The organism is Mycolicibacterium novocastrense, assembly GCF_001499835.1.
Lineage (GTDB): Bacteria > Actinomycetota > Actinomycetes > Mycobacteriales > Mycobacteriaceae > Mycobacterium > Mycobacterium novocastrense.
In genome coordinates this window covers 114,006-135,728 of the sequence record NZ_LQIH01000004.1, presented here as the reverse complement: position 1 = coordinate 135,728, position 21,723 = coordinate 114,006, and the positions used below count along the sequence as shown (strand labels likewise).

At 66.5% G+C, this 21,723-nt stretch carries 21 protein-coding genes; 9 read left to right on the top strand and 12 right to left on the bottom strand.

Annotation, left to right across the window (positions count from 1 at the left end):
- The first annotated feature begins 223 nt into the window (after positions 1 to 223).
- Genes hsaA through hsaB form a run of 4 tightly spaced genes read left to right on the top strand, consistent with a single transcriptional unit; the run spans position 224 to position 3,814 of the window.
- On the top strand, positions 224 to 1,408 hold the full coding sequence (gene hsaA, locus AU072_RS05215) for a 3-hydroxy-9,10-secoandrosta-1,3,5(10)-triene-9,17-dione monooxygenase oxygenase subunit (protein WP_064347907.1): 1,185 nt from the start codon (positions 224 to 226) through the stop codon (positions 1,406 to 1,408).
- Between the two features lie 12 nt (positions 1,409 to 1,420).
- The gene (hsaD, locus tag AU072_RS05210; protein ID WP_064412792.1) at positions 1,421 to 2,332 is read left to right on the top strand and encodes a 4,5:9,10-diseco-3-hydroxy-5,9,17-trioxoandrosta-1(10),2-diene-4-oate hydrolase; all 912 of its coding nucleotides are present in this window, start codon (positions 1,421 to 1,423) and stop codon (positions 2,330 to 2,332) included.
- Positions 2,329 to 3,228 carry an iron-dependent extradiol dioxygenase HsaC gene (gene hsaC / locus AU072_RS05205; protein ID WP_064412791.1) on the top strand — a complete coding sequence of 300 codons (900 nt, stop codon included), beginning with the start codon at positions 2,329 to 2,331 and terminating at the stop codon, positions 3,226 to 3,228. Before hsaD ends, hsaC begins: the two co-directional genes overlap by 4 nt.
- A 19-nt stretch (positions 3,229 to 3,247) precedes the next feature.
- Positions 3,248 to 3,814 carry a 3-hydroxy-9,10-secoandrosta-1,3,5(10)-triene-9,17-dione monooxygenase reductase subunit gene (gene hsaB / locus AU072_RS05200; protein ID WP_064412790.1) on the top strand — a complete coding sequence of 189 codons (567 nt, stop codon included), beginning with the start codon at positions 3,248 to 3,250 and terminating at the stop codon, positions 3,812 to 3,814.
- A gap of 2 nt (positions 3,815 to 3,816) precedes the next feature.
- Here hsaB and AU072_RS05195 read toward each other — a convergent pair whose 3' ends face one another.
- Together AU072_RS05195 and AU072_RS05190 are read right to left on the bottom strand one after the other, a co-directional pair.
- Positions 3,817 to 4,584, bottom strand: coding sequence for an alpha/beta fold hydrolase (locus AU072_RS05195; RefSeq protein ID WP_064412789.1), 768 nt, complete (start codon positions 4,582 to 4,584; stop codon positions 3,817 to 3,819).
- A gap of 10 nt (positions 4,585 to 4,594) precedes the next feature.
- Entirely contained in the window at positions 4,595 to 5,551 is a 957-nt protein-coding gene (locus AU072_RS05190; protein WP_064412788.1) for a LysR family transcriptional regulator, read from the bottom strand.
- Positions 5,552 to 5,621: 70 nt separating this feature from the next.
- Here AU072_RS05190 and AU072_RS05185 point away from each other — a divergent pair, with 70 nt between their 5' ends.
- Genes AU072_RS05185 through AU072_RS05175 form a run of 3 tightly spaced genes read left to right on the top strand, consistent with a single transcriptional unit; the run spans position 5,622 to position 9,624 of the window.
- Positions 5,622 to 6,986, top strand: a complete 1,365-nt coding sequence (locus AU072_RS05185; protein WP_064412787.1) for an MFS transporter — start codon at positions 5,622 to 5,624, stop codon at positions 6,984 to 6,986.
- Entirely contained in the window at positions 6,983 to 7,729 is a 747-nt protein-coding gene (locus AU072_RS05180) for a 3-hydroxybutyrate dehydrogenase (protein ID WP_064412786.1), read from the top strand. Before AU072_RS05185 ends, AU072_RS05180 begins: the two co-directional genes overlap by 4 nt.
- Positions 7,726 to 9,624, top strand: a complete 1,899-nt coding sequence (locus AU072_RS05175; RefSeq protein WP_064412785.1) for an acetoacetate--CoA ligase — start codon at positions 7,726 to 7,728, stop codon at positions 9,622 to 9,624. Before AU072_RS05180 ends, AU072_RS05175 begins: the two co-directional genes overlap by 4 nt.
- Here AU072_RS05175 and AU072_RS05170 read toward each other — a convergent pair.
- From AU072_RS05170 to fadD3, 8 genes are read right to left on the bottom strand one after another with little or no spacing between them, the layout of a single operon-like run.
- The gene (locus tag AU072_RS05170; protein ID WP_064412784.1) at positions 9,605 to 10,882 is read right to left on the bottom strand and encodes an HNH endonuclease; all 1,278 of its coding nucleotides are present in this window, start codon (positions 10,880 to 10,882) and stop codon (positions 9,605 to 9,607) included. The two genes, AU072_RS05175 and AU072_RS05170, sit on opposite strands and share 20 nt — an antisense overlap.
- A gap of 45 nt (positions 10,883 to 10,927) precedes the next feature.
- On the bottom strand, positions 10,928 to 12,094 hold the full coding sequence (locus tag AU072_RS05165) for an MFS transporter (RefSeq protein WP_064412783.1): 1,167 nt from the start codon (positions 12,092 to 12,094) through the stop codon (positions 10,928 to 10,930).
- 13 nt (positions 12,095 to 12,107) lie between these two features.
- Entirely contained in the window at positions 12,108 to 13,262 is a 1,155-nt protein-coding gene (locus AU072_RS05160) for a pyridoxal phosphate-dependent aminotransferase (protein ID WP_064412782.1), read from the bottom strand.
- Positions 13,259 to 13,984, bottom strand: coding sequence for a PhnD/SsuA/transferrin family substrate-binding protein (locus tag AU072_RS05155; protein ID WP_064412781.1), 726 nt, complete (start codon positions 13,982 to 13,984; stop codon positions 13,259 to 13,261). The genes AU072_RS05160 and AU072_RS05155 overlap by 4 nt, the downstream gene beginning before the upstream one ends.
- Positions 13,985 to 14,020: 36 nt before the next feature.
- Positions 14,021 to 14,962, bottom strand: a complete 942-nt coding sequence (gene ipdE2 / locus AU072_RS05150) for an acyl-CoA dehydrogenase IpdE2 (RefSeq protein WP_064412780.1) — start codon at positions 14,960 to 14,962, stop codon at positions 14,021 to 14,023.
- Positions 14,959 to 15,915 carry an acyl-CoA dehydrogenase family protein gene (locus AU072_RS05145; protein WP_064412779.1) on the bottom strand — a complete coding sequence of 319 codons (957 nt, stop codon included), beginning with the start codon at positions 15,913 to 15,915 and terminating at the stop codon, positions 14,959 to 14,961. Before AU072_RS05145 ends, ipdE2 begins: the two co-directional genes overlap by 4 nt.
- Before the next feature lie 4 nt (positions 15,916 to 15,919).
- Complete coding sequence (locus AU072_RS05140) at positions 15,920 to 17,044, bottom strand: acyl-CoA dehydrogenase family protein (RefSeq protein ID WP_064412778.1); 1,125 nt, start codon at positions 17,042 to 17,044, stop codon at positions 15,920 to 15,922.
- Positions 17,044 to 18,588, bottom strand: a complete 1,545-nt coding sequence (fadD3, locus tag AU072_RS05135) for a 3-((3aS,4S,7aS)-7a-methyl-1,5-dioxo-octahydro-1H-inden-4-yl)propanoate--CoA ligase FadD3 (RefSeq protein ID WP_064412777.1) — start codon at positions 18,586 to 18,588, stop codon at positions 17,044 to 17,046. Before fadD3 ends, AU072_RS05140 begins: the two co-directional genes overlap by 1 nt.
- A 47-nt stretch (positions 18,589 to 18,635) precedes the next feature.
- On the opposite strand from fadD3, the gene ipdE1 reads away from it, so the two are divergent.
- Positions 18,636 to 19,787 (top strand): acyl-CoA dehydrogenase IpdE1, encoded by a 1,152-nt coding sequence (gene ipdE1, locus AU072_RS05130; protein ID WP_064412776.1) that lies wholly within the window; start codon positions 18,636 to 18,638, stop codon positions 19,785 to 19,787.
- Positions 19,784 to 20,572, top strand: a complete 789-nt coding sequence (gene ipdF, locus AU072_RS05125; RefSeq protein WP_064412775.1) for a (5R,7aS)-5-hydroxy-7a-methyl-1-oxo-2,3,5,6,7,7a-hexahydro-1H-indene-carboxyl-CoA reductase — start codon at positions 19,784 to 19,786, stop codon at positions 20,570 to 20,572. The genes ipdE1 and ipdF overlap by 4 nt, the downstream gene beginning before the upstream one ends.
- Here the strand turns inward: ipdF and AU072_RS05120 are convergent.
- A complete protein-coding gene (locus AU072_RS05120) occupies positions 20,569 to 21,165 on the bottom strand; it encodes a hypothetical protein (RefSeq protein WP_064347926.1) in 597 nt (198 codons plus the stop codon). The two genes, ipdF and AU072_RS05120, sit on opposite strands and share 4 nt — an antisense overlap.
- Positions 21,165 to 21,719, bottom strand: coding sequence for a hypothetical protein (locus AU072_RS05115; RefSeq protein ID WP_064412774.1), 555 nt, complete (start codon positions 21,717 to 21,719; stop codon positions 21,165 to 21,167). The genes AU072_RS05120 and AU072_RS05115 overlap by 1 nt, the downstream gene beginning before the upstream one ends.
- Positions 21,720 to 21,723: the final 4 nt, after the last annotated feature.

Below are 21,723 nucleotides of genomic sequence, written 5' to 3'. Positions count from 1 at the left end.
TCTCACGTCCGCCAGCCCTGCGACCCAGGGCGATAACTAGAACAGGTTACAGAAATGCATGTGTGCAGGTCCAGGTCCTACAGGTATGCCCTACTCGACACGAATCGTAACGTGTTCTAATCTGACGGCTAAGCGGTTCGCGCTTCGCGTGAGTGCTCATCGCAGTTGTGGGCTCTTCGCGTGAGCGCTCATCGCAGTCCGTCCTATCCCGGGAGGCACATCAGTGACGTCCATTGAACAGCGTGACGTGCAGTCGGTCCTAGCCGGGATCGACGATCTACTGCCGCTGATCGCCAAACGCGCACAGGCCACCGAAGACCTGCGCCGCCTCCCCGACGACACGGTCAACGAACTCAACGAGGTCGGCTTCTTCAAGCTGCTTCAGCCCGAGCAGTGGGGCGGAATGCAGTGCGATCCGACGCTCTTCTACGAGGCGGTGCGCCGCCTTGCCAGCGTCTGCGGCTCGACCGGTTGGGTCAGCTCGATCATCGGCGTGCACAACTGGCACCTCGCGCTGTTCGACCAGAAGGCGCAGGAAGAGGTGTGGGGCGACGATCCCGCCGTGCGGATCTCCTCGTCGTATGCGCCGATGGGGGCGGGCACCGTCGTCGACGGTGGCTACATCGTCAACGGGTCGTGGAACTGGTCGTCCGGTTGTGACCACGCCACGTGGACGTTCGTCGGCGGACCGGTGATCAAGGACGGCAAGCCGGTGGACTTCGGCAGCTTCCTGATTCCGCGCTCCGAATACGAGATCGACGACGTGTGGCATGTGGTCGGTCTCAAGGGAACCGGGAGCAACACGCTCAAGGTCAAGGACGTGTTCGTGCCACGGCACCGCTTCCTGTCCTACAAGGCGATGAACGACCGCACCGCGGGCGGGCTGGAGACCAACACCGCACCGGTCTACAAGATGCCGTGGGGCACAGTGCATCCCACCACCATCTCCGCGCCCATCGTCGGTATGGCGTACGGCGCGTACGACGCGCACGTCGAACATCAGGGCAAGCGGGTGCGCGCGGCGTTTGCGGGGGAGAAGGCCAAGGACGATCCGTTCGCCAAGATCCGGATCGCCGAGGCCGCCAGCGATATCGACGCGGCCTGGCGTCAGCTGATGGGCAATGTCGGCGACGAGTACGCCTTGCTGAAAGCGGGCGAGGAGATTCCGTTCGAGCTGCGCGCCCGCGCCCGCCGTGACCAGGTGCGCGCGACCGGCCGTGCGATCGCCTCGATCGACCGCCTCTTCGAGGCTTCCGGTGCCACCGCGTTGAGCAACGACGCACCGGTGCAACGGTTCTGGCGGGACGCCCACGCCGGGCGCGTACACGCCGCCAACGATCCCGAACGCGCCTACCTGATCTTCGGCAACAACGAGTTCGGGCTGCCGCCGCAGGACACGATGGTTTAACGGGAAGGCCAGATGACCTCATACATCCAGGAAACCGAGCAGCAGGTCGAGGTCACCTTCGAATCGACGTCCCGGTACGCGCAGGTTCGCGCTGGTGAACGAGACATGCGGCTGCACTACCACGAAGCCGGCGTCGGCCACTCGGAGACGGTCGTGTTGCTGCACGGCGGCGGACCCGGCGCGTCGAGCTGGTCGAACTTCTCCAAGAACATCGCGGTGCTCGCCAGGCACTTTCACGTCATCGCCGTCGACCAGCCCGGTTACGGCCACTCCGACAAACACACCGAGCACGAGCAGTACAACCGCTACAGCGCGAACGCGGTGCTCGGGTTGTTCGACCACCTGGGCATCGAACGCGCTGCGCTGGTCGGCAATTCGCTCGGCGGGGGGACCGCGGTGCGGTTCGCGCTCGACAATCCCAAGCGGGCAGGCCGGCTCGTGCTGATGGGGCCCGGCGGGCTGTCGGTCAACCTCTTCGCGCCCGACCCCACCGAGGGCGTCAAACTGCTCGGCAAGTTCACCGCCGAGCCCACGCGCGAGAACATGGAGAGGTTCCTGCGCATCATGGTTTACGACCAGAACCTGATCACCGGTGAGCTGATCGACGAACGGTTCGAGATCGCCAGCCAGCCCGAGTCACTGGCCGCGGCCAAGGCGATGGGAATGTCGTTCGCGGGCGCGGACTTCGAGCTCGGCATGATGTGGCGCGAGGTGTACAAGCTGCGCCAGCCGGTCCTGCTGATCTGGGGCCGCGAGGATCGCGTCAACCCGCTCGACGGCGCGCTGGTGGCGCTCAAACAGATTCCGCGCGTGCAGCTGCACGTCTTCGGGCAGTGCGGACACTGGGCCCAGCTGGAGAAGTTCGACGAATTCAACAAGCTCACCATCGATTTCTTGAAACCTTCTCGGGAGGGCGTGCGATGACCATCAAATCGCTTGGCTACCTTCGGATCGAGGCAACGGACGTCGCGGCGTGGCGCGAGTACGGCCTGAAGGTGCTCGGCATGGTCGAGGGCTCCGGCCAGACCGACGGCGCGCTCTATCTGCGGATGGACGAGTTCCCGGCCCGATTGGTGATCGTGCCGGGAGAGCACGACCGCCTGCTGCAGTCCGGCTGGGAGACCGCCAATGCCGAGCAATTGCAGGACATCCGGAACCGGCTCGACATCCAAGGTGTTCCGTACAAGGAGGCTTCGGCCGCCGAGCTGGCCGAACGCCGGGTCGACGAGATGATCCGCTTCGACGACCCGTCGGGTAACACGCTCGAGGTCTTCCACGGCGTCGCGCTCGAGCACCGCCGCGTCGTCAGCCCGTACGGCCACAAGTTCGTCACCGAGCAGCAGGGCCTGGGCCACGTGGTGCTGACCACCCGTGACGACGCCGAAACGCTGCACTTCTATCGGGACGTGCTCGGGTTTCATCTGCGTGACTCGATGCGGTTGCCGCCGCAGCTGGTCGGACGGCCCGCCGACGGCGCGCCCGCGTGGCTGCGCTTCCTCGGGGTCAACCCGCGCCACCACAGCCTGGCGTTCATGCCCGGTGAGACGCCGAGCGGCATCGTGCACCTGATGGTCGAGGTGGAAAGTGCCGACGACGTCGGGCTCTGCCTGGACCGCGCGTTGCGCCGCAAGGTGCCGATGTCGGCGACGCTGGGCCGCCACGTCAACGACAAGATGCTGTCGTTCTACATGAAGACGCCGGGCGGGTTCGACGTCGAATTCGGTTGTGAGGGCTTGCAAGTCGAGAACGAGGACTGGGTCGCGCGGGAAAGCACCGCGGTCAGCCTGTGGGGCCACGACTTCAGCGTCGGCTTCAAGTGACGGTGAAGATCACTCGATAATGGCGGCCGAACCGATCGATCCGCGCACATTCCGCAGCGTGCTCGGGCAGTTCTGCACGGGCATCACGGTGATCACCACGGTCCACGACGGCGTGCCGATCGGATTCGCGTGCCAGTCGTTCGCCGCGCTGAGCCTGGATCCACCGCTGGTGCTGTTCTGCCCGACGAAGATGTCGCGGTCGTGGCAGGCCATCGAGGCCAGCGGTCATTTCTGCGTGAACGTGCTGCACGAGAACCAGAAGGACGTCTCGGCGCGGTTCGGCTCCAAGGAACCCGACAAGTTCGCCGAAATCGACTGGTATCAGTCGAAACTCGGCTCGCCGGTCATCGAGGGCACGCTCGCTCACATCGACTGCTCGGTGCATTCGGTGCACGACGGGGGCGACCACTTCGTCGTGTTCGGCGCGGTGCATTCGCTGTCGGACGTCCCGCACCGCAAGCCGCGGCCGCTGCTGTTCTACCGCGGGCAGTACACCGGTATCGAGCCGGAGAAGAACACGCCCGCGCAATGGCGCGACGACCTCGAGGCGTTCCTCACCGCCACCACCGACGACACCTGGCTGTAGCGCTACAACAACTCGTCGATGAAGCCGACGATCGTCGCCGCGACCTCCCGGTGCACGGTCTCATTGAGAACGTCGTGACGTGCGCCCTCGAATTCGGCCAGGCGCAACGAGTCGATCTGCTCGGAGTAGGCCCGCACCGCCCCGACCGCAGCGATCGGATCATTCGAACCGTGCACGGCCAGGGTCGGCACCGCCAGCTTCGGCAGGACGGCGCCGAACCGGTCCCAGGCCCGGTCGAGTTCCCGTGTCAGCGCCACACCGTCGGCATCGACGAATGCCAGCGGGTCGGTCGCCAGCAGGTCGAGGTAGAACGGGTCGTCGGACAGCCAACTGGGCTCGAGGCGCAGTGCGGTGTCGTTGTCGAGCATCGCCGGGATCGGCACCAGCGGAGCGCCCGAGACAACCCCGCCGGCATAACGGTCGGGCTGGTCGAGCAGCCGGAACAGCGTGACGATCGAGCCGAACGAATGCCCTTGTGCAATCAACGGTATTGCGGGCGTGGCACTTTCGACGAGCGAGATCAGGGCGTCGGCGAGCGAGGAGCTGTCCTCGGTTGATCCGAAGTCCCCGCGGGTGCCCGGGCTCAAACCGTGGCCGAACTGGTCGACGGCCCACAGGTCGACGCCCGCGGCGTTGAGCGCAAAGCCGTAGCGGTGGTAGAGCCCGGTGTGCTCGCCGAAGCCGTGCAGGAAGATCACCGCCGCGCGCGGCTGCGCCGACGCCCAGTGGCGGTGGTAGGCCCGGCCCTTCGGGTGGTCGATGAACGGCATACCGACGACGTTAACCCTTGCCCAGCAACACGTCGTGCTGGTCGTGCATCCGGTCGCGGATCGCGTCCACGACGGCCGCCACCTCGGGCCGGCGCAGTGTTTCACCACGGGTGACGAGCCAGTACGTCAGCCGCACCGACGCCTCGGTGCGCAGGACGCGCACGAGATCGGCGTGGCGGTCGGCCATGAAGCAGGGCAGCAGCCCGAGTCCCGCGGCAGCGCGGGTCGCCTCAACGTGGACGAAAACGTTCGTCGACGTGACGGACTCCCGCATCGCGGGTGCGAAACCCGTCGCCGCATCGAGGTCGTCGACCTGCAACATCGAGTCGATGAAATAGACCAGCGGATGACGGTTCAGGTCGGCGACGGTGGTCGGCGTACCGTGCTCGGCCAGGTAGTCACGGGAACCGTAGAGGCCGAGGCAGTAATCACCGAGCCTGATCGCCCTGGCCCGATGAACTCGCGGTTCGCCGACGACGACCTCGACGTCGAGCCCGGACCTCTGCTGGGTCGCGCGGCGGGTGGCGGCGACGATCTCGACGGCCACATTCGGATGCTGCCGTTGCACACGCGCGGCGGCGGGGGCGGCGATATAGGCGGAGAAGCCGTCGGTGGCCGAGATCCGGACGACGCCCTCGAGCGCACGTTCGCCGGCGGGGTCGACGGCCAGCGAGCGCACGGCCGAGTCGATGACCTCCGCTGCGGCCAGCGCTTCGCGTCCGAGTTCGGTGAGTTCCCATCCGCCCGCGCCGCGGGCCAGCACGCGTCCACCCACCGACTCCTCGAGTGCGGCGATACGCCTGGAGATCGTGGTGTGGTTGAGGCCCAGCTCCTCCGCGGCGGCGTTGTACCGGCCCGACCGGCCGACCGCCAGCAGCACCAGGAGATCATCGGCGCTCGGTCGTCGCCGACCCGACGACTGGGTCATATGTGCATTTTTGCAGATACTCCCTGCACCTTTCGCCATTGCCCGGTGACCTATCTGCGGGAATACTCACAGGCGACTTGTCTGCCATCACAACCCGAAGGAGTCTGCGATGGGCGTCACCAACCCCGACAGCGGCGCCGCGCCGGTCCCCACCGGACTCAAACGCGTCGTGGTCGCCTCGATGGCAGGCACCGTCGTCGAGTGGTACGAATTCTTCCTCTACGCCACCGCCGCCACTCTCGTCTTCAACAAGGTGTTCTTCGCAGAAAGCACCAGTGAGGCCAGCGGCCTGATCGCCGCACTCCTGACCTACGCCGTCGGATTCGTGGCACGGCCGCTGGGCGGCATCGTCTTCGGTCACTTCGGTGACAAGTACGGGCGCAAGAAGCTGTTGCAGTTCGCGATCCTGCTCGTCGGCGCCGTCACCTTCCTCATGGGGTGCCTGCCGACCTACGCGCAGATCGGCGTGTGGGCGCCGATCCTGTTGGTGGTCCTGCGGTTCATGCAGGGCTTCGCGGTCGGAGGTGAATGGGGTGGCGCGGTCCTGCTGGTCGCCGAGCACAGGCCCAACGACCGGCGCGGCTTCTGGGCCAGCTGGCCGCAAGCGGCGGTGCCGGTGGGCAATATGCTCGCCACCGTCGTCTTGCTGGTGTTGACCGCCGCGCTGCCGGAGACGGCGTTCCTGTCCTGGGGATGGCGGGTCGCGTTCTGGCTGTCGGCGGTGGTGGTGGTGATCGGGTACTACATCCGGACCAAGGTCACCGATGCTCCGATCTTCGTGGCCGCTCAAGAAGAGGTCGAGCGCGTCAAGGCCGTCTCGTACGGCGTGATCGAGGTGCTGAAGCGGTATCCCCGAGGGGTTTTCACCGCGATGGGCCTGCGGTTCGCCGAGAACATCATGTACTACCTGGTGGTCACCTTCTCGATCGTCTATCTCAAGACGCACGTCGGCGCGGACACCAGCGACATCCTGTGGTGGTTGCTGGTCGCGCACGCGGTGCACTTCGTGGTGATCCCGCAAGTGGGGCGGTTGTCCGATCGGTTCGGCAGACGGCCGGTGTACATCGTCGGGGCGATCCTCGGAGGCACGTGGGGCTTCTTCGCGTTCCCGATGATGAACAGTGGTTCCTACGCGCTGATCATGGCCGCCATCATCCTCGGGCTCGTCATCCACGCGCTGATGTACTCACCGCAGCCCGCGATCATGGCCGAGATGTTCCCGACCCGCATGCGGTATTCCGGTGTCTCCCTCGGGTATCAGGTGACATCGATCGTCGCCGGATCGCTCGCGCCCGCCATCGCCACCTGGCTGCTCGACAAGTTCGACTCGGCGGTGCCGATCGCTCTCTATCTCGCGGGGGCTTCGCTGATCACCCTGGTGGCCGCGTTGTTCAACCGTGAGACCAAGGGCCTCGATCTCGCGACGCTGGACGCAGCCGATCGTGAGCAACTCGCCAAAGCGGGTGTCGTATGAGCGATCTCGACGGGCGCACCGCTTTGGTCACCGGCGGCGCCAGTGGCATCGGTGCGGCTTGTGCGCGTGCCTTGGCCCAGCGTGGGGCGACGGTCACCGTCGCGGACCTCGACGAGGGCGGCGCCAACAAAGTCGCCGACGAAATCGATGGAAAAGCCTGGGCGGTAGACCTTTCCGATGTGTCAGCGCTCGAGGATCTTCGGCTGCAGACCGATATCCTGGTCAACAACGCCGGCGTACAGCATGTCAGCCCGATCCACGAGTTTCCGCCCGAGCGCTTCCGCTTCATCCTCGCGTTGATGCTCGAAGCGCCGTTCCTGTTGATCCGTGCGGCGTTGCCGCACATGTACTTGCGCAAGTTCGGGCGCGTCATCAACATCTCATCTGTGCACGGTCTGCGCGCCTCGGAGTACAAGAGCGGCTACGTCACCGCCAAGCACGGGTTGGAAGGGTTGTCGAAGGTGACGGCTCTGGAAGGCGGCCCGCACGGCGTCACGAGCAACTGCGTCGACCCCGGCTATGTGCGGACCCCGCTGGTGACCAAGCAGATCGCCGATCAGGCCCGCACCCACGGCATCGACGAGGATAAGGTGGTCGCCGACATTCTGTTGAAGGAGAGTGCAATCAAGCGACTTGTCGAACCCGAAGAAGTTGCCTCCCTGGTGACCTGGCTCGCCTCGCCGGACGCGGGGATGGTGACCGGAGCGTCGTACACGATGGACGGCGGGTGGAGTGCCCGATGACCGCCACCCCGCAATGGACACCCACCGAAGCCGATGTGGCCGGAGCGCGGGTCACCGACTTCGCACAGTTCGTGCAGCGCCGCACCGGCCGAAACCACCCCGACTACGAGTCGCTGTGGCAGTGGTCGACCGACAAGCCGGATGCGTTCTGGGCCGCGTTGTGGGACTACTTCGACCTCGGTGACCGACCGGAAAAGGTGCTCGCATCCGCTGAAATGCCTGGGGCGCAGTGGTTTCCGGGGGTACAGCTCAACTATGTCGACCAGGTGATTCGCAATGCCCGGTCGGACCGGCCCGCCATCGTGTACCTGCGTGAGGGCGGGGATCCGGTCGATGTGTCGTGGAGCGAGTTGTTGGGACGTACGGCAGCGTTCGCACAGACGCTGCGTGACCTCGGTGTGAGCGCCGGCGACCGGGTCGTGGGCTATCTGCCCAATATTCCCGAGGCCGTGATCGCATTCCTCGCCACCGCCAGCCTCGGTGCGATCTGGAGTGCCTGCGGCCAGGACTATTCGGCGAAGGCCGCGCTCGACCGCCTGGGTCAGCTCGAACCGACGGTGCTGGTGACCACCGACGGCTATACCTACGGCGGGAAGTTCCACGACAAGGGCGCCGACATCGCCGCGCTGCAGAAGGGATTGCCGACGCTGCGCGCGACGGTGATGGCACCCGACCTCGCGGGCAGCAGCAGCAAGGAGTTGACCACGACACCGGTCGACTTCGCCCACCCGCTGTGGATCCTGTTCTCCTCGGGCACCACGGGGCTGCCCAAGGGCATCATGCACGGGCACGGCGGTGTGCTGGTCGAACACCTCAAAGCTGTGAGCCTGCAGTCGGACATCGGAGCTGACGACACCTTCTTCTGGTACACCAGCCCCAGCTGGATGATGTGGAACTTTCAGGTGGCCGGCCTGCTGGTCGGGGCGACGATCGTCTGCTACGACGGCAGCCCCAACGCACCGCGTCCGGATGCGCTCTGGGAGATCGCGGCGCGGGTCAAGGCGACCGTGCTGGGGACGAGCCCGGGCTATGTGCTGGGCTGCGCGAAGGCCGGCGCGGTGCCACGCAAGGAGCACGACCTGTCGGCGTTGCGCACGGTCGGCATCACCGGCTCGTCGCTGCCTCCGTCGTCGTCACTGTGGTTGCGCGACAACGTCGGTGAGCATGTCCAGGTGTCGTCGATCAGCGGCGGCACCGACGTGGTGTCCGCTTTCATCGGCGGGGTCCGCACGGTCCCGGTGTGGCCGGGTGAGTTGTCGGCCCCGTACCTGGGATGCGCGCTGGACTCGTGGGACGAGTCCGGCAACCCAGTGCGCAACGAAGTCGGCGAGCTGGTGGTGACCCAGCCTTTGCCGTCGATGCCCGTCGGGTTCTGGAACGATCCCGACGGGTCGCGTTATCGCGCAGCGTATTTCGAGATGTTCCCCGGTGTGTGGCGACACGGCGACTGGATCACCATCACCGACCACGGCAGCATCATCGTGCACGGCCGCTCGGACTCGACCTTGAATCGGCACGGTATCCGGATGGGCAGCGCCGACATCTACCAGGCGGTCGAACGGCTGCCCGAGGTGGCGGAAGCCTTGATTATCGGCGTCGACGAACCCGACGGCGGATACTGGATGCCGCTCTTCGTGGTCCTCGCCGAGGGTGCCGAACTGACCGACGAGGTTCGCGACCGCATCAAAAACACCGTCCGCGAGGAAGTCTCACCGCGGCATGTGCCCGACGAGATCATCGCCGCACCAGGTGTGCCGCACACCCGCACAGGCAAGAAGCTCGAGGTGCCGATCAAGAAGCTGTTCCAGGGAGCCGACGCCGCGAAGGTGGTCGAGCGCAGCGCCGTCGACGACCCGGACCTGTTGGACTGGTACGTCACGCAGCGTCGAACGTGACCAGGTCGACGCTGAGCCGGCCTTCGATCATGCTGACGGATCGCACGGGTGGACCGGGCAGCGGCGGTGCGGTCGATCGATACGTTGCGCCGGTGGGCGTCGTGAACTCGGCGCTGTGTACGCCGTCGCGATCACTGGTCACCACCGACCAGCCGGGCGCTTCCTTGGCGTAGTTGCAGGCCTCGCATTCGCCTAGCCCGTTCAACGCACTCGTAGGCCCGGCTCGGTGCCGCGGCACCGCATGGTCGCGGTGTCGTATCGGTGCGTTGCAGTAAGGAGTGCGGCACGTCTGGTCTCGAATTCCGATGAATGCCGCCAAACCCTTTGGGAAGGCGCGGGCTTGGGATTCCATGGCGACGAGCTGACTGCTGACCGGATGGCGGTACAGACGCCGCAGCATCGCCTTGGCGGCGGCGGTGGCCGCGTCAACGGTCAGTGCTCTCGCGATCGAACTCGGTAGCGGACCGTATCCGTCGAGCCATGCGGGTGAATCGTCGTCACCCCACAGTGTTGTGTCGGCCATCACGAGGTTCAGCGTCACCGGCACGGGCTGCTCGACCGGACACCCCGTGACCCGTTCCACCAAGGTATCGGCCATCACTTGCCCGCGAGACCTGTCATCGAACGTGGTGTCGGCGGCGCGTTTCAACGCCGCGTAGACACTGACACCCTGCGCGACGGGCAGCAGGGCGGTAACCCACGTCATCGTGTCGGGGGCCGGACGGATGGTGACGCATCGGTCGGCAGCGGCTTTGGCGCTGCGATCCACGACCGCTTCGACGTCGAGCGCACAGGCAATCTTCTTGGCTTCGGCGGCGATCCGCTTGTCACCCCACCCCTCGAGACGCGCGGTGTCGCGGCACATCTCCGAATCCAGTCGGCGACGATGCTCGACACTCAAGCAAGCTGACTCGCGCACGATCAGGGTGGCGCGCCATTCCGAGAGCACTCCGGACTCCAAAGCCGCCAGGGTGCAGGGCATCTCGTCAACCAGAGCCGTGGCGAAGCCCAGGTGACGGCCTCCCTGCACCGGCGCATCGCGTCGTGCGAGTGCGACTTCTGTCGCCAAGCCGCGGCCCCGACGGTTCGCGGGCACACCCGCGGCCTCTTCGGCGGCGCGGCGTTTCTCCTTCCACAGCACGGTCGCGCGGGCTTGTGCCGCGGCGGCGCAGGACTTCAACCGCTCGAATCGCTCGACTGCATCCCGTAAGTCCGCCTCGGAAGCACCCGGGTCCACATCGAACTGATATTCGAACATGCCCGAGACGCTACACACGGGCACCGACAAGTGACTGCGGCCTGGTCAGCGCGGCATCGTACGCCCGCGGCGTCGCTCAGAACCGGCCGCGGCCGCGCCTGCCGCGGTGACGATAACGGCCAGCCCAACGAATCCGAGTGGTACCGAGGAAGCCGCCGCGATCGATGCGACGATGAGGGGACCCGCGGCGTCACCGCTCTCCCGCCCGATCTCCGCGGCGCCCATCGTCTGGCCGAGGCGCTCCGCGGGCGTCGTCTGCGCCAGCATCGTGAAGGCCAGTGGTGTGATGACGCCGCAACCCACACCGATCACAACGGCGGCACACAGCAGTCCGGTGAGGCCGGGCAATATCGCGCTGGCCGCACCGGCAGTGGTGAGCACGAATCCGCACGCGATGCCGGCCCCCAGGGTGATCCTTCCGGCGTCGAACAAGCGCCCGGCTACGGGCTGTGCAACGGCGGTGGCCAGCGCGAGCACAGAGACGACGGCGCCGGTCACGACCGGGCTCAGGCCGGCCTGCGTACCGAGAACCGGAAGGAAACCGACACCAGCCGACAGGGCCGCGGTGGCTGCGGCCAGCGCGAGTGTCGGAGTGACAAAGGAGCTTTGGGTGAATCTGCGCAGGGTGTCGAGCAGAGTCTGACGTCGCCGCGGCTGCGGAGTGACGGCCGGTACCGCGGAAGCGGCCCACAGTGCGACGCCGGCGCCGAGGACGGTCAGCACTGCGAAAAGCAGTTGCAAACCGCCGAGTGTCACGATCAGTCCGCCCAGTAGCGGCCCGAGCGTGTAACCGACGGACTTGTAGGACCCGTAGGTGCCGAAGGCGCGGCCGTGGGAGCCCGCCGGGGTCAGCAGCGCGACGAGGGCGGAGGCGGCAGGGGAGAAGGCGGCCGCGCCGATGCCTTGGCCGAATCGCGCCACCCACAGCCACGCCGGATCGTCGGCCACCACGTACGTCACCGACGCCGCGGCGAAGATGAGCAACCCGGCGATGAGCACGGTGCGCGCGCCGATGCGGTCGGCCAGTGTCCCGAAAACAGGCTTCAGCACCACCTCCGCCCCGTCGTAGATCGCGAGCAGCGCACCGAGCGTCAGCAGTGAGGCGGCGGTGCCGGTGGTGGTCGTGCCGAGCATGCCGGCCACGGCATGTGCCCCGAAGGCCGTGGTGAAGCCGGCCGCCAACAGCGGTGCGCGCGCAGCGGTGCCGCTCATACCGCGCGCAACCTCAGGCCAACCACGCGCCGATGCGTCGCACGGCCTCGTCGATGTCCGACGAGGGACCCGCGAACGACAGCCGGACAAAGGTTCCGCCGCGGGTCGGGTCGAAGTCGATACCCGGTGCGATCGCAACTCCGGTGTCGGCGAGCAACTTCGAACAGAACGACAGCGAATCCGAGGTCAGATGCGAGACGTCGGCGTAGACGTAGAACGCCCCATCGGTCGGCGCCAGGCGGTCGATGCCGAGGCTTCGGAGCCCGTCGAGCAGCATCCCGCGGTTGGCGGCGTAGTGGTGCAGCAGCGCGTCGGACTCCGAGATGGACTCCGGGGTGAACGCCGCGACCGCGGCGTACTGCGGCAGAGTCGGCGGGCAGATGGTGAAGTTTCCGGTGAGACGGTCGACCGCCCGCTGCAGCTCCTTCGGCACCAACAGCCAGCCGAGCCGCCAGCCGGTCATCGCGAAGTACTTCGAGAAGCTGTTCACCACAATCGAATCCCGCGATGTCGCCCAGGCGCAGCTGACGGCGGGAGCACCCTCGTAGACCAGACCGTGGTACACCTCATCGCTGATCAGGCGCACCCCGCGCGATGCGCACCAGGAAGCGATCGCGGAGAGCTCGTCCGGCGGGATCACCGTGCCGGTCGGGTTGGCGGGACTGGCGACGATGACGCCGTGTACGGGCGGATCGAGTTCCTCGAGCATCTGCACCGTCGGCTGAAAGCGGGTCGCCGCGCCGCAGGGTATCTCCACGACCTCACAACCCAGCGCGGAGAGGATGTTTCGGTAACAGGGGTAGCCCGGGCTGGCGATCGCCACCCGGTCTCCGACGTCGAAGCTGGCCAGGAACGCCAGCAGGAAGCCACCCGACGAGCCCGTGGTGATGACCACGTCAGCCGGATCCACCTGCAGCCCATGGCGATCCAGGTATGAATGCGCGATGGCCGCGCGCAGTTCCGGGATTCCGAGCGCGACGGTATAGCCCAGTACGGTGGTCTCCAGCGCCTCCTTGGCTGCAGCCCGCACGGCTGCCGGAGCGCCCGCGCTGGGTTGGCCCGCGGACAGGTTGACGAGGTCGCCGTGGGTGCGCTGCCGTTCGGCGGCGGCCAGCCACACGTCCATGACGTAGAAGGGCGGAATCCCCGCGCGTAGAGCGACGCTCATCGGGAGCACTCCGTCAGCCGATCGAGATCGTGAAAGAACCCGTGCACGTCGGCGTAGTAAAACGGCTTGAAGGCGCCGTACACGCACTTCCAGTCGGGCACCCAGGTGATCAGAGCGTCGAGAAGCGTTGCACAGGAGGCTTTGTCGAGTGATGCGCTGACGAGGACGACCGGCGGCCTGCAGTTGTCGTATCGAGCGACGATCCTGGTCGTCGAGGCGTTCTCGGGTGTGGTTTTCCATACATCCTCGAGGACCATCGTCGCCCGGACGCGGCCGGCGACAACGGCGTCGATCTGTCCCTGCCAGGGGGGAACCGCAACGAAATCCATCGGGGGCTGCCCGGTGAACAGAATGGCGGGAGCGAAGTAGCTCGATGTGCACGACGTGTTGATGTAACCGCATTGCGCGCCGGCCAGGTCGTCCAGTCCGGTAGCCGGGTCGTCGCGGCGGACCACGAGCACGCTGGTCTGGCGGGGCTCACCGGTGAACTTCGACGTTGCGATCGCCAGGCCGCGGTAATGCTCATCACCGCTTCGGAGCAAGGAGTGCAGGCTGGGTGCCGGGACATACGCGATGTCCGGCTGATGGTGCGCCAGCGCCCGGTCGATGCCCGCGAGGTCGGTGCTCTCGGTCGCGGTGATCCCCGCTGCCGCGAGAAGTGTGGTCCACGGCTCGTCGCAGGCGGGCAGGCCGAGGTTTCGATCCACGACGAAGCTCAACATTGCCGCGAGCCTACGTCGCAAGCCCACCGGCCAACGCTAGAACACCTCGGATTCGAGGCGGCGCAGGTGATCGCTCGGCGGCCCGAGCAACTGTGCACTGCCGTGTGCGCGCTTGAAATAGAGCTGGATGTCGTGCTCCCAGGTGATCGCGATACCGCCGTGCATCTGCACGGCTTCGGCGGCAACCTTGGTGAATGCCTCGCTCGCCGAGAACCGGGCCAGGGCGGCCGAGGTCGGTGACGGCGCGGCGATCGCCTCGTCGACCACCGCACGCGCGGACTGAACCGCGACGTACAGGTCGGCCATCCGGTGCTTGAGTGCTTGGAAACTGCCGATGGGCCTGCCGAACTGCACCCGGTCCTTGGTGTACTGCACCGTGAGATCGAGACAACGCGATGCGGCACCGATCTGCTCGGCGGCCAGCAGCAGCGCGGCGGTGTCGGCCAGTCCCGGGTCCGCGGCGATATCGGTGCTCTGCTGAACCTCGAGGCCGGCCAGTCGGCGGGTCAGGTCCATCGCGTCCAGTCGTGTCGCGGTGAACTCGGTCCACCGGGTCAACCGGTCACCGTCCGCACCGACCACCACGTCGGCGATGTCGCCGTTGATCACATAGTCGGGGTCGAAGACCACCGTGCCGACCCGGGTCCCCTCGGCCATACCCTCGAGCGCTTCGGTGTCCGGCTCGTCTGCGGCCAGCAATGCCAACTCCGCGAGAGTGGTTCCCAACAACGGAGTCGGAACCAGCGCCTTGCCGAGCTCCTCGAGCACGACCGCCGCATCCGCGAGCTCACCGCCCGCGCCGCCCAGCTCCTCGGGCACCACCAGCGCCGCCGCGCCGACCTGCTCGCACAGCAGCGTCCACAACGATTCGTCGTATCCCCGTTCGGATTCCATCGCCGCACGCACCGCAGCGGGTGAGGCGTGCTTGTCGACCAGGGCAGCGACGGTCTCGCGCAGCAGTTGGCGTTCTTCACTCATGAAAGGGCCTCCAGTACGCGCCGACGGTGCACAGCGGGATCCCCCCACGCCGAGCGCAGCGCCTGCGCACGCAGCAGCCACAACGACAGGTCATGCTCCTGGGTGAACCCGATCGCGCCATGTGTCTGTAGCGCGGAGCGAGCCGCCAGCAGCGCCGCCTCGCCGGCCGCCGCTTTGGCGGCGCTCACATCACGCGCCGTGTCGGCCGAGTTCTCGGCGAGCGACAGGGCCGCGCCGTACACCAGTGGCCGGGCCAGCTCCACCGCGATGTGCACGTCGGCGAGTTTGTGCTTGATCGCCTGGTAGGTGCCGATGATCTTGCCGAACTGGCTGCGCTGCTTGGCGTATTCGACCGACATGTCCAGCATCGCCTGGCCGGCGCCCACCAGTTGGGCCGCCGTGGCAAGCACACCGAACTCATAGGCACGCGCCACGTCGGCCGCCCTGCCGTCACCTGAAGCGTTGACGTCAAACAGCTTTCGGCTCGGGTCGACCGATTCGTGCTGGGTCCCTGCGGTGCCGTCACGTACCTCGCCGTCCGCCGCCACCAAGATCAGGCCCGCGGTGTCGGCGTCGACGGCCCTGGGTACCTGTGGCGGCAGGGCGACGGTCGCGATCAGCTCACCGGATGCCAAGCCGGCACAACGCTCGTCGTCGGCGAGCAGAATCGGCGCGACCGCAATGGATTCGGCCACCGGGCCGGGAACGCACCACCGGCCGAGCCGTTCGGCGGCGACCACCAGGTCGACCGGATGAGCCTCGATGCCGTCGTACTTCTCCGGCACGAGGAGCGCCGTGACGCCGAGATCGGTCAGCTGCGCCCACACCTTGCGGCCCGGCGACGTGTCCCCGGCGGCCCAGGCCCGAACCGCACCGGGCAGGTCGGCGGCGCCGAGCGCGGCGTCGATGCTGGCGGCGAAATCGCGCTGCTGTTCGTCCAATTCAAAGTTCATGTGGTTACTTTCGCGGCAGGCCCAGCAGGCGCTCGGCGATGATGTTGCGCTGAATCTCGTTGGTCCCCGCGTAGATCGGTCCGCCGAGCGAGAACAACAACCCCTCGGTCCAGTTGTCGGCGAGCTCGGCGTCGGGACCGCGCATATCCAGCGCGGTCTGGTGGATGGCGACGTCGAGGTCTGACCAGAACACCTTGGTCACACTGGACTCGGCACCCAGTTCACCGCCCGCGGCAACGCGTGTCACCGTGCCGAACGTGTGCAGCCGGTAGGCCTGCGCCTTGATCCACGCGTCGGCCACCCGCTCGGCATAGGCCGGGTCCGGGTTCTCTTTCCACTGCGCCACGAGCCGTTCAGCGGGAGCCAGGAAGCGGGCCGGGCTTCGCAGTGACATGCCGCGCTCATTGCTCGATGTGCTCATCGCTGCGCGCCAGCCCTCGTGTACGTCGCCGATGACGTCGTTGTCGGGCACGAACACGTCGTCGAGGAAGATCTCACCGAAACCGGTGTCACCGCCGAGTTGCGCGATGGGTCGGACCGTGACGCCGTCGGCCTTGAGGTCGAACATGAAGTACGTCAGGCCGCGATGGCGTTCGGCTTCGGGGTCGGAACGGAACAGCCCAAAGGCGCGCTCCCCGAACGGCGCGCGGGAACTCCAGATCTTCTGCCCGTTGAGCAGCCAGCCGCCGTCGGTCCTGGTGGCCGTCGAGCGAAGCGACGCCAGGTCACTGCCCGACTCGGGCTCCGACCAGGCTTGCGCCCAGATCTCCTCGCCGCTGGCCATTTTCGGCAGAACGCGGTCGAGTTGCTCCTCGGTGCCGTGGGCGAACAGAGTCGGCGCCAGCATCGACGTGCCGTTGGCGCTGGCGCGGCCGGGGGCACCGGCACGGAAGTACTCCTCCTCGTACACCACCCACTGCAGCAGGCTCGCGTCGCGGCCGCCGTACTTCTCCGGCCACGTGATCACGGACAGCCCGGCGTCGTAGAGCACCTTGTCCCAACGCCTGTGCTGTTCGAAACCCTCTGCGGTGTCGTAGGACTTCGTGGGGAACTTGTCTCTGTTCTTGGCCAGGAACTCGCGCACCTCGGCCTGGAACTCGAGGGTCGCGTCGTCGAAATTCAGGTCCATCAGGAAGATCCAGCCCTCTCACGCAGCAGCGGTTTGACTACCTTGCCCCCGGGGTTTCGCGGCAGCGCATCGAGAAACTCGACCGAGCGGGGAGCTTTGAAGTTCGCCAGATGCTGCCGGGTGTAGGCGATTACGGCGTCCTCGTCGAGTTGGGCGCCGGGCTTGGCCACGACGTAGGCCTTGCCGACCTCACCGAGCCGGTCGTCGGGCACGCCGATCACCGCGGCTTCGGCCACCCCGTCGAGCCGCGCCAGCACCTGCTCGATCTCGGCGGGGTAGACGTTGAACCCGCCGCAGATGTACATGTCCTTGAGGCGGTCGGTGATGCGCAGGTTGCCGTTCTCGTCGACGGTGCCGACATCACCGGTGTGCAGCCAACCGTCGGAATCGATGGCCGCCGCGGTGGCTTCGGGGTCGTCGAGGTAGCCCAGCATCACGTTCGGTCCCCGCAGCAGCACCTCGCCGGCGTCGTCCTCGCCGGGGTTGTCAATGCGCAGTTCGAAATCCGCGATCGGCCGGCCCGACGTGGTGGCCACGGTGACAGCGTCGTCGTCGGGACGGCACATGGTTCCGAAACCGCTCGCCTCGGTGAGGCCGTAGGCGGTCAGCACGATGTCGATGTCGAGTTCGGTTTGCATCCGCTCGATCAGCACGACCGGGATGGTCGCCGCGCCGGTGACGGCGAACCGCAGCGACGTCAGGTCGTAATCGGCGCGCTTGGGATGGTCGAGCAGCGTCTGGTAGATCGTCGGCGGCCCCGGCAGCACGGTGATTCGGTGTTCCTGAACGGCCGACATCGTCTTCTCGGGGTCGAACGTCAACTGGGGAATCAGCGTGGCGCCGGTCTGCAGGCAGGCAAGGATTCCCGCTTTGTAACCGAAGTTGTGGAAGAACGGGTTGATGCACAGGTAACGGTCATCGCTTGCCAGCCGGCCGCACTCGGCCCACGCCGCCGGTGCGTCGAGCGACTGGCGGTGTGCACACAGCACGCCCTTGCTCCGGCCGGTGGTTCCGGAGGTGAACAAGATGTCGGACACGTCGTCGGATTGCACCGCGTCGGCGCGCGCATCCACGGCGTCCAGGTCGGTGCCCCGCGCGACGAACTCGTCCCAGGTGCCGTCGTCCTTGTCGACCGGCACCCGGACCACGTGGCGTAGCTGCGGCAGGGCGGAGCGGTCGATGGAGGCGGCCTTGTCGGCGCCGAGGAACTCACCCGATGCGAACAGCAACGGGGCGCCCGTGCGCGAGAGGATGTCGGTGGCCTCGCTGGCGGTGTAGCGGGTGTTGAGAGGGACGACGACGCCGCCTGCGTAGTGGGTGGCCAGGCAGGCGACCACCCAGTGCCAGGTGTTGGGGGACCAGATCGCGACGCGGTCTCCGGCGTTGATGCCGTGGTCGATCATGGCCGCGGCCGCTCTGCGGACCTCGTCGCGTAGCTGGGCGAACGTGACGGTGCGATGTTCCGTGACCAGTGCATTGTGGTCGGAAAACCGGTCGGCAATACGGTCCAAGACCTGGGGAATGGTCCTTGGATCCGAACTCATCGCTGCTCCTCTAACAAAGCAAGTGCTTGGTAGGTTAGCCTACAAGGGTGATTGAGGTCGAGGAGTTCCGGGCCGAGGTCCGCGACTGGCTCGCCGACAACCTGGTCGGGGAGTACGCCGCACTCAAGGGCCTCGGCGGGCCGGGCCGGGAGCACGAGGCTTTCGAGGAACGCCGAGCGTGGAACCAGCACCTGGCGGCGGCCGGATTGACGTGTCTGGGGTGGCCAGAAGAGCACGGCGGGCGCGGGCTGTCGGTTGCGCACCGGGTGGCCTTCTACGAGGAGTACGCGATCGCGAACGCTCCTGCGAAGGTCAACCACTTCGGTGAGGAGTTGCTCGGGCCGACATTGATCGCATACGGCACCCCCGAACAGCAGAAGCGATTCCTGCCGAAGATCCTCGACGTCACCGAGTTGTGGTGCCAGGGCTATTCCGAGCCGGGTGCCGGCAGCGACCTCGCCAACGTGTCGACCACCGCCGAACTCGACGGCGACCAGTGGGTGGTCAACGGGCAGAAGGTGTGGACATCGCTTGCGCACTGGGCGCAGTGGTGCTTCGTCGTCGCCCGCACCGAGAAGGGCTCCAAACGACACGCGGGCCTGTCGTACCTGCTGGTGCCGCTGGATCAGCCCGGTGTGGAGATCCGGCCCATCGTCCAGCTGACCGGGGATTCGGAGTTCAACGAGGTCTTCTTCGACGACGCCCGCACGGACGCGTCCCTGGTGGTCGGTGAACCGGGCGACGGCTGGCGCGTGGCGATGGGCACGCTGACCTTCGAGCGCGGCGTGTCGACGCTGGGCCAGCAGATCGAGTACGCACGTGAGCTGTCCGGTGTCGCGGAGTTGGCGAAACGCACTGGCGCGGCCGACGATCCACTGATCCGCGAGAGGTTGACCCGGTCCTGGGTGGGACTACGGACGATGCGCTCGTATGCGCTGGCGACGATGGACGTGGAACAAGCGGGTCAAGATAATGTGTCGAAGTTGTTGTGGGCCAACTGGCATCGCGAACTCGGCGAGATCGCGATGGACGTGCTCGGTCGTGAGGGGTTGACTCTGACCGACGGCGACTTCGACGAATGGCAACGGCTGTACCTGTTCTCGCGGGCTGACACGATCTACGGCGGGTCCAACGAGGTGCAGCGCAACATCATCGCCGAGCGGGTGCTCGGACTACCCCGAGAGGTCAGGCCGTCGTGAACCTGTCAGAAGCCCCGAAAGAGATTGAGGGACACGGCCTGCTGGCCGGCAAGGTCGTCGTCGTGACGGCCGCCGCGGGCACCGGAATCGGGTCCGCAGTGGCGCGCCGGGCGCTGCTTGAGGGTGCCGACGTGGTCGTCTCCGACCATCACGAACGGCGGCTGGGGGAGACCCGCGATCAGTTGCTCGAACTCGGGTTGGGGCGGGTCGAAAGTGTCGTCTGCGACGTCACCTCCACCGCGCAGGTGGATGCGCTGGTCGCCTCGACGACGGCGCGGTTGGGCCGGCTGGACGTCTTGGTCAACAATGCGGGCCTTGGCGGACAAACACCGGTCGTCGACATGACGGACGAGGAGTGGGACCGCGTCCTCAACGTGACCCTGACATCGGTGATGCGGGCGACGCGCGCGGCGTTGCGCTACTTCCGCGAGGCGGACCATGGCGGTGCGATCGTCAACAACGCCAGCGTATTGGGTTGGCGCGCACAGCATTCACAATCGCATTACGCAGCGGCCAAGGCGGGCGTGATGGCGCTGACCCGGTGCAGTGCGATCGAGGCCGTCGAGTACGGCGTGCGCATCAATGCTGTCTCGCCGAGCATCGCGCGGCACAAGTTCCTGGAGAAAACCAGCAGCGCGGATCTGCTGGACCGGCTGTCGGAGGGCGAGGCGTTCGGCCGTGCCGCCGAGCCTTGGGAGGTCGCCGCGACGATCGCGTTCCTGGCCAGTGAGTACTCCAGTTACCTGACTGGAGAAGTGATTTCGGTGTCGAGCCAGCGGGCCTAGCCGGTGATCCGCCTGTCGGCGGTCCGCCGTGTACCAGCCTTGTAGGCGATCAGATAAAGGATTGGGAAGGCGCCGAGGGTCAGCACCGTCAAGAGCCCGAGTTGTATCTTCTGTCCAGCTGCGATGACCCTGCGGGCCAACGCATCGCGGTATCCGAGCGAGACGGCGATGAACACGGCGATGGCGCCCATGCCAACCGGGAGCCAGGCCGCAGCGCCGTCGGCGACATAAGACACACCGCTTGTAACGAGTATCGCCACCCCCAACACTGTCAGCCACCACGTCTTCGTGGGGGTCAATCCGAGTCCGTAGTCGTCGATCGTGTTCGGGTCGGCGAACAGCGAGAAGGTTTTGCCGCGAATAGAGATGAACTCGGTGTGGACGTATGCCACGCCGGTGATAGCACATGCGGCGAAGAGCGACATCATCAGTCCCGACCCCCAGTCGTGGGGATAGGCCATGAAGAACACCGACACAGTCGTTATGACGGCGCCGGACCAGTAGACGATGCGCCCGATATGCAGGGGCAGCCATCCCGCGACAATCGCGATGGCGAGTCCGCCGAAAGCGACAAACATGAAGAAGTCGTTCATCAATTACCAGCCATTTTCTGATAAATCGTTTCGCCGATCTGCTCGCCGCCGAGGGACCCGATGGAACCCAAAATGAACGCGCCCGCGAAAACACCTACTGGACCTGCAGGGGCCCCGAGCCATGCGCCGACGGCAGCCATTCCTGAGGCACCCACCATGCCACCACCGGTCTTGGCAGCAACCTCGCCGAGTGGTGTTCCCGTTCGCCATTCGTAGATTCCGACGCCGAAGTCGACGAGGTTCCCTGCCACCCCTAGGTTGCCTCCGACCTTCTTGAGCACTTCGACATCGCTTGGCGAGAAAGTCGTCACATCGGGCTTCCAGTGCTCGCCGGTGGGCAGCGATTGAGCGAGATAGTCAAAAGCCTTCGCCCCACCCGCGATTGGTTTGTTTGCAGCAGATGCCGCGTCCGCGAGATCTTGCGGGACGATGCCCCGCGCCATGCTGTCGGTTGCAGCGGCGGCACCTTCGGACGACATACCGGCCCGCATCAACTGCTCCTGTACGCGGGATATCACCAACTCCCGTGCCAGAGCTTCAGTTTGATTGACCATCGCC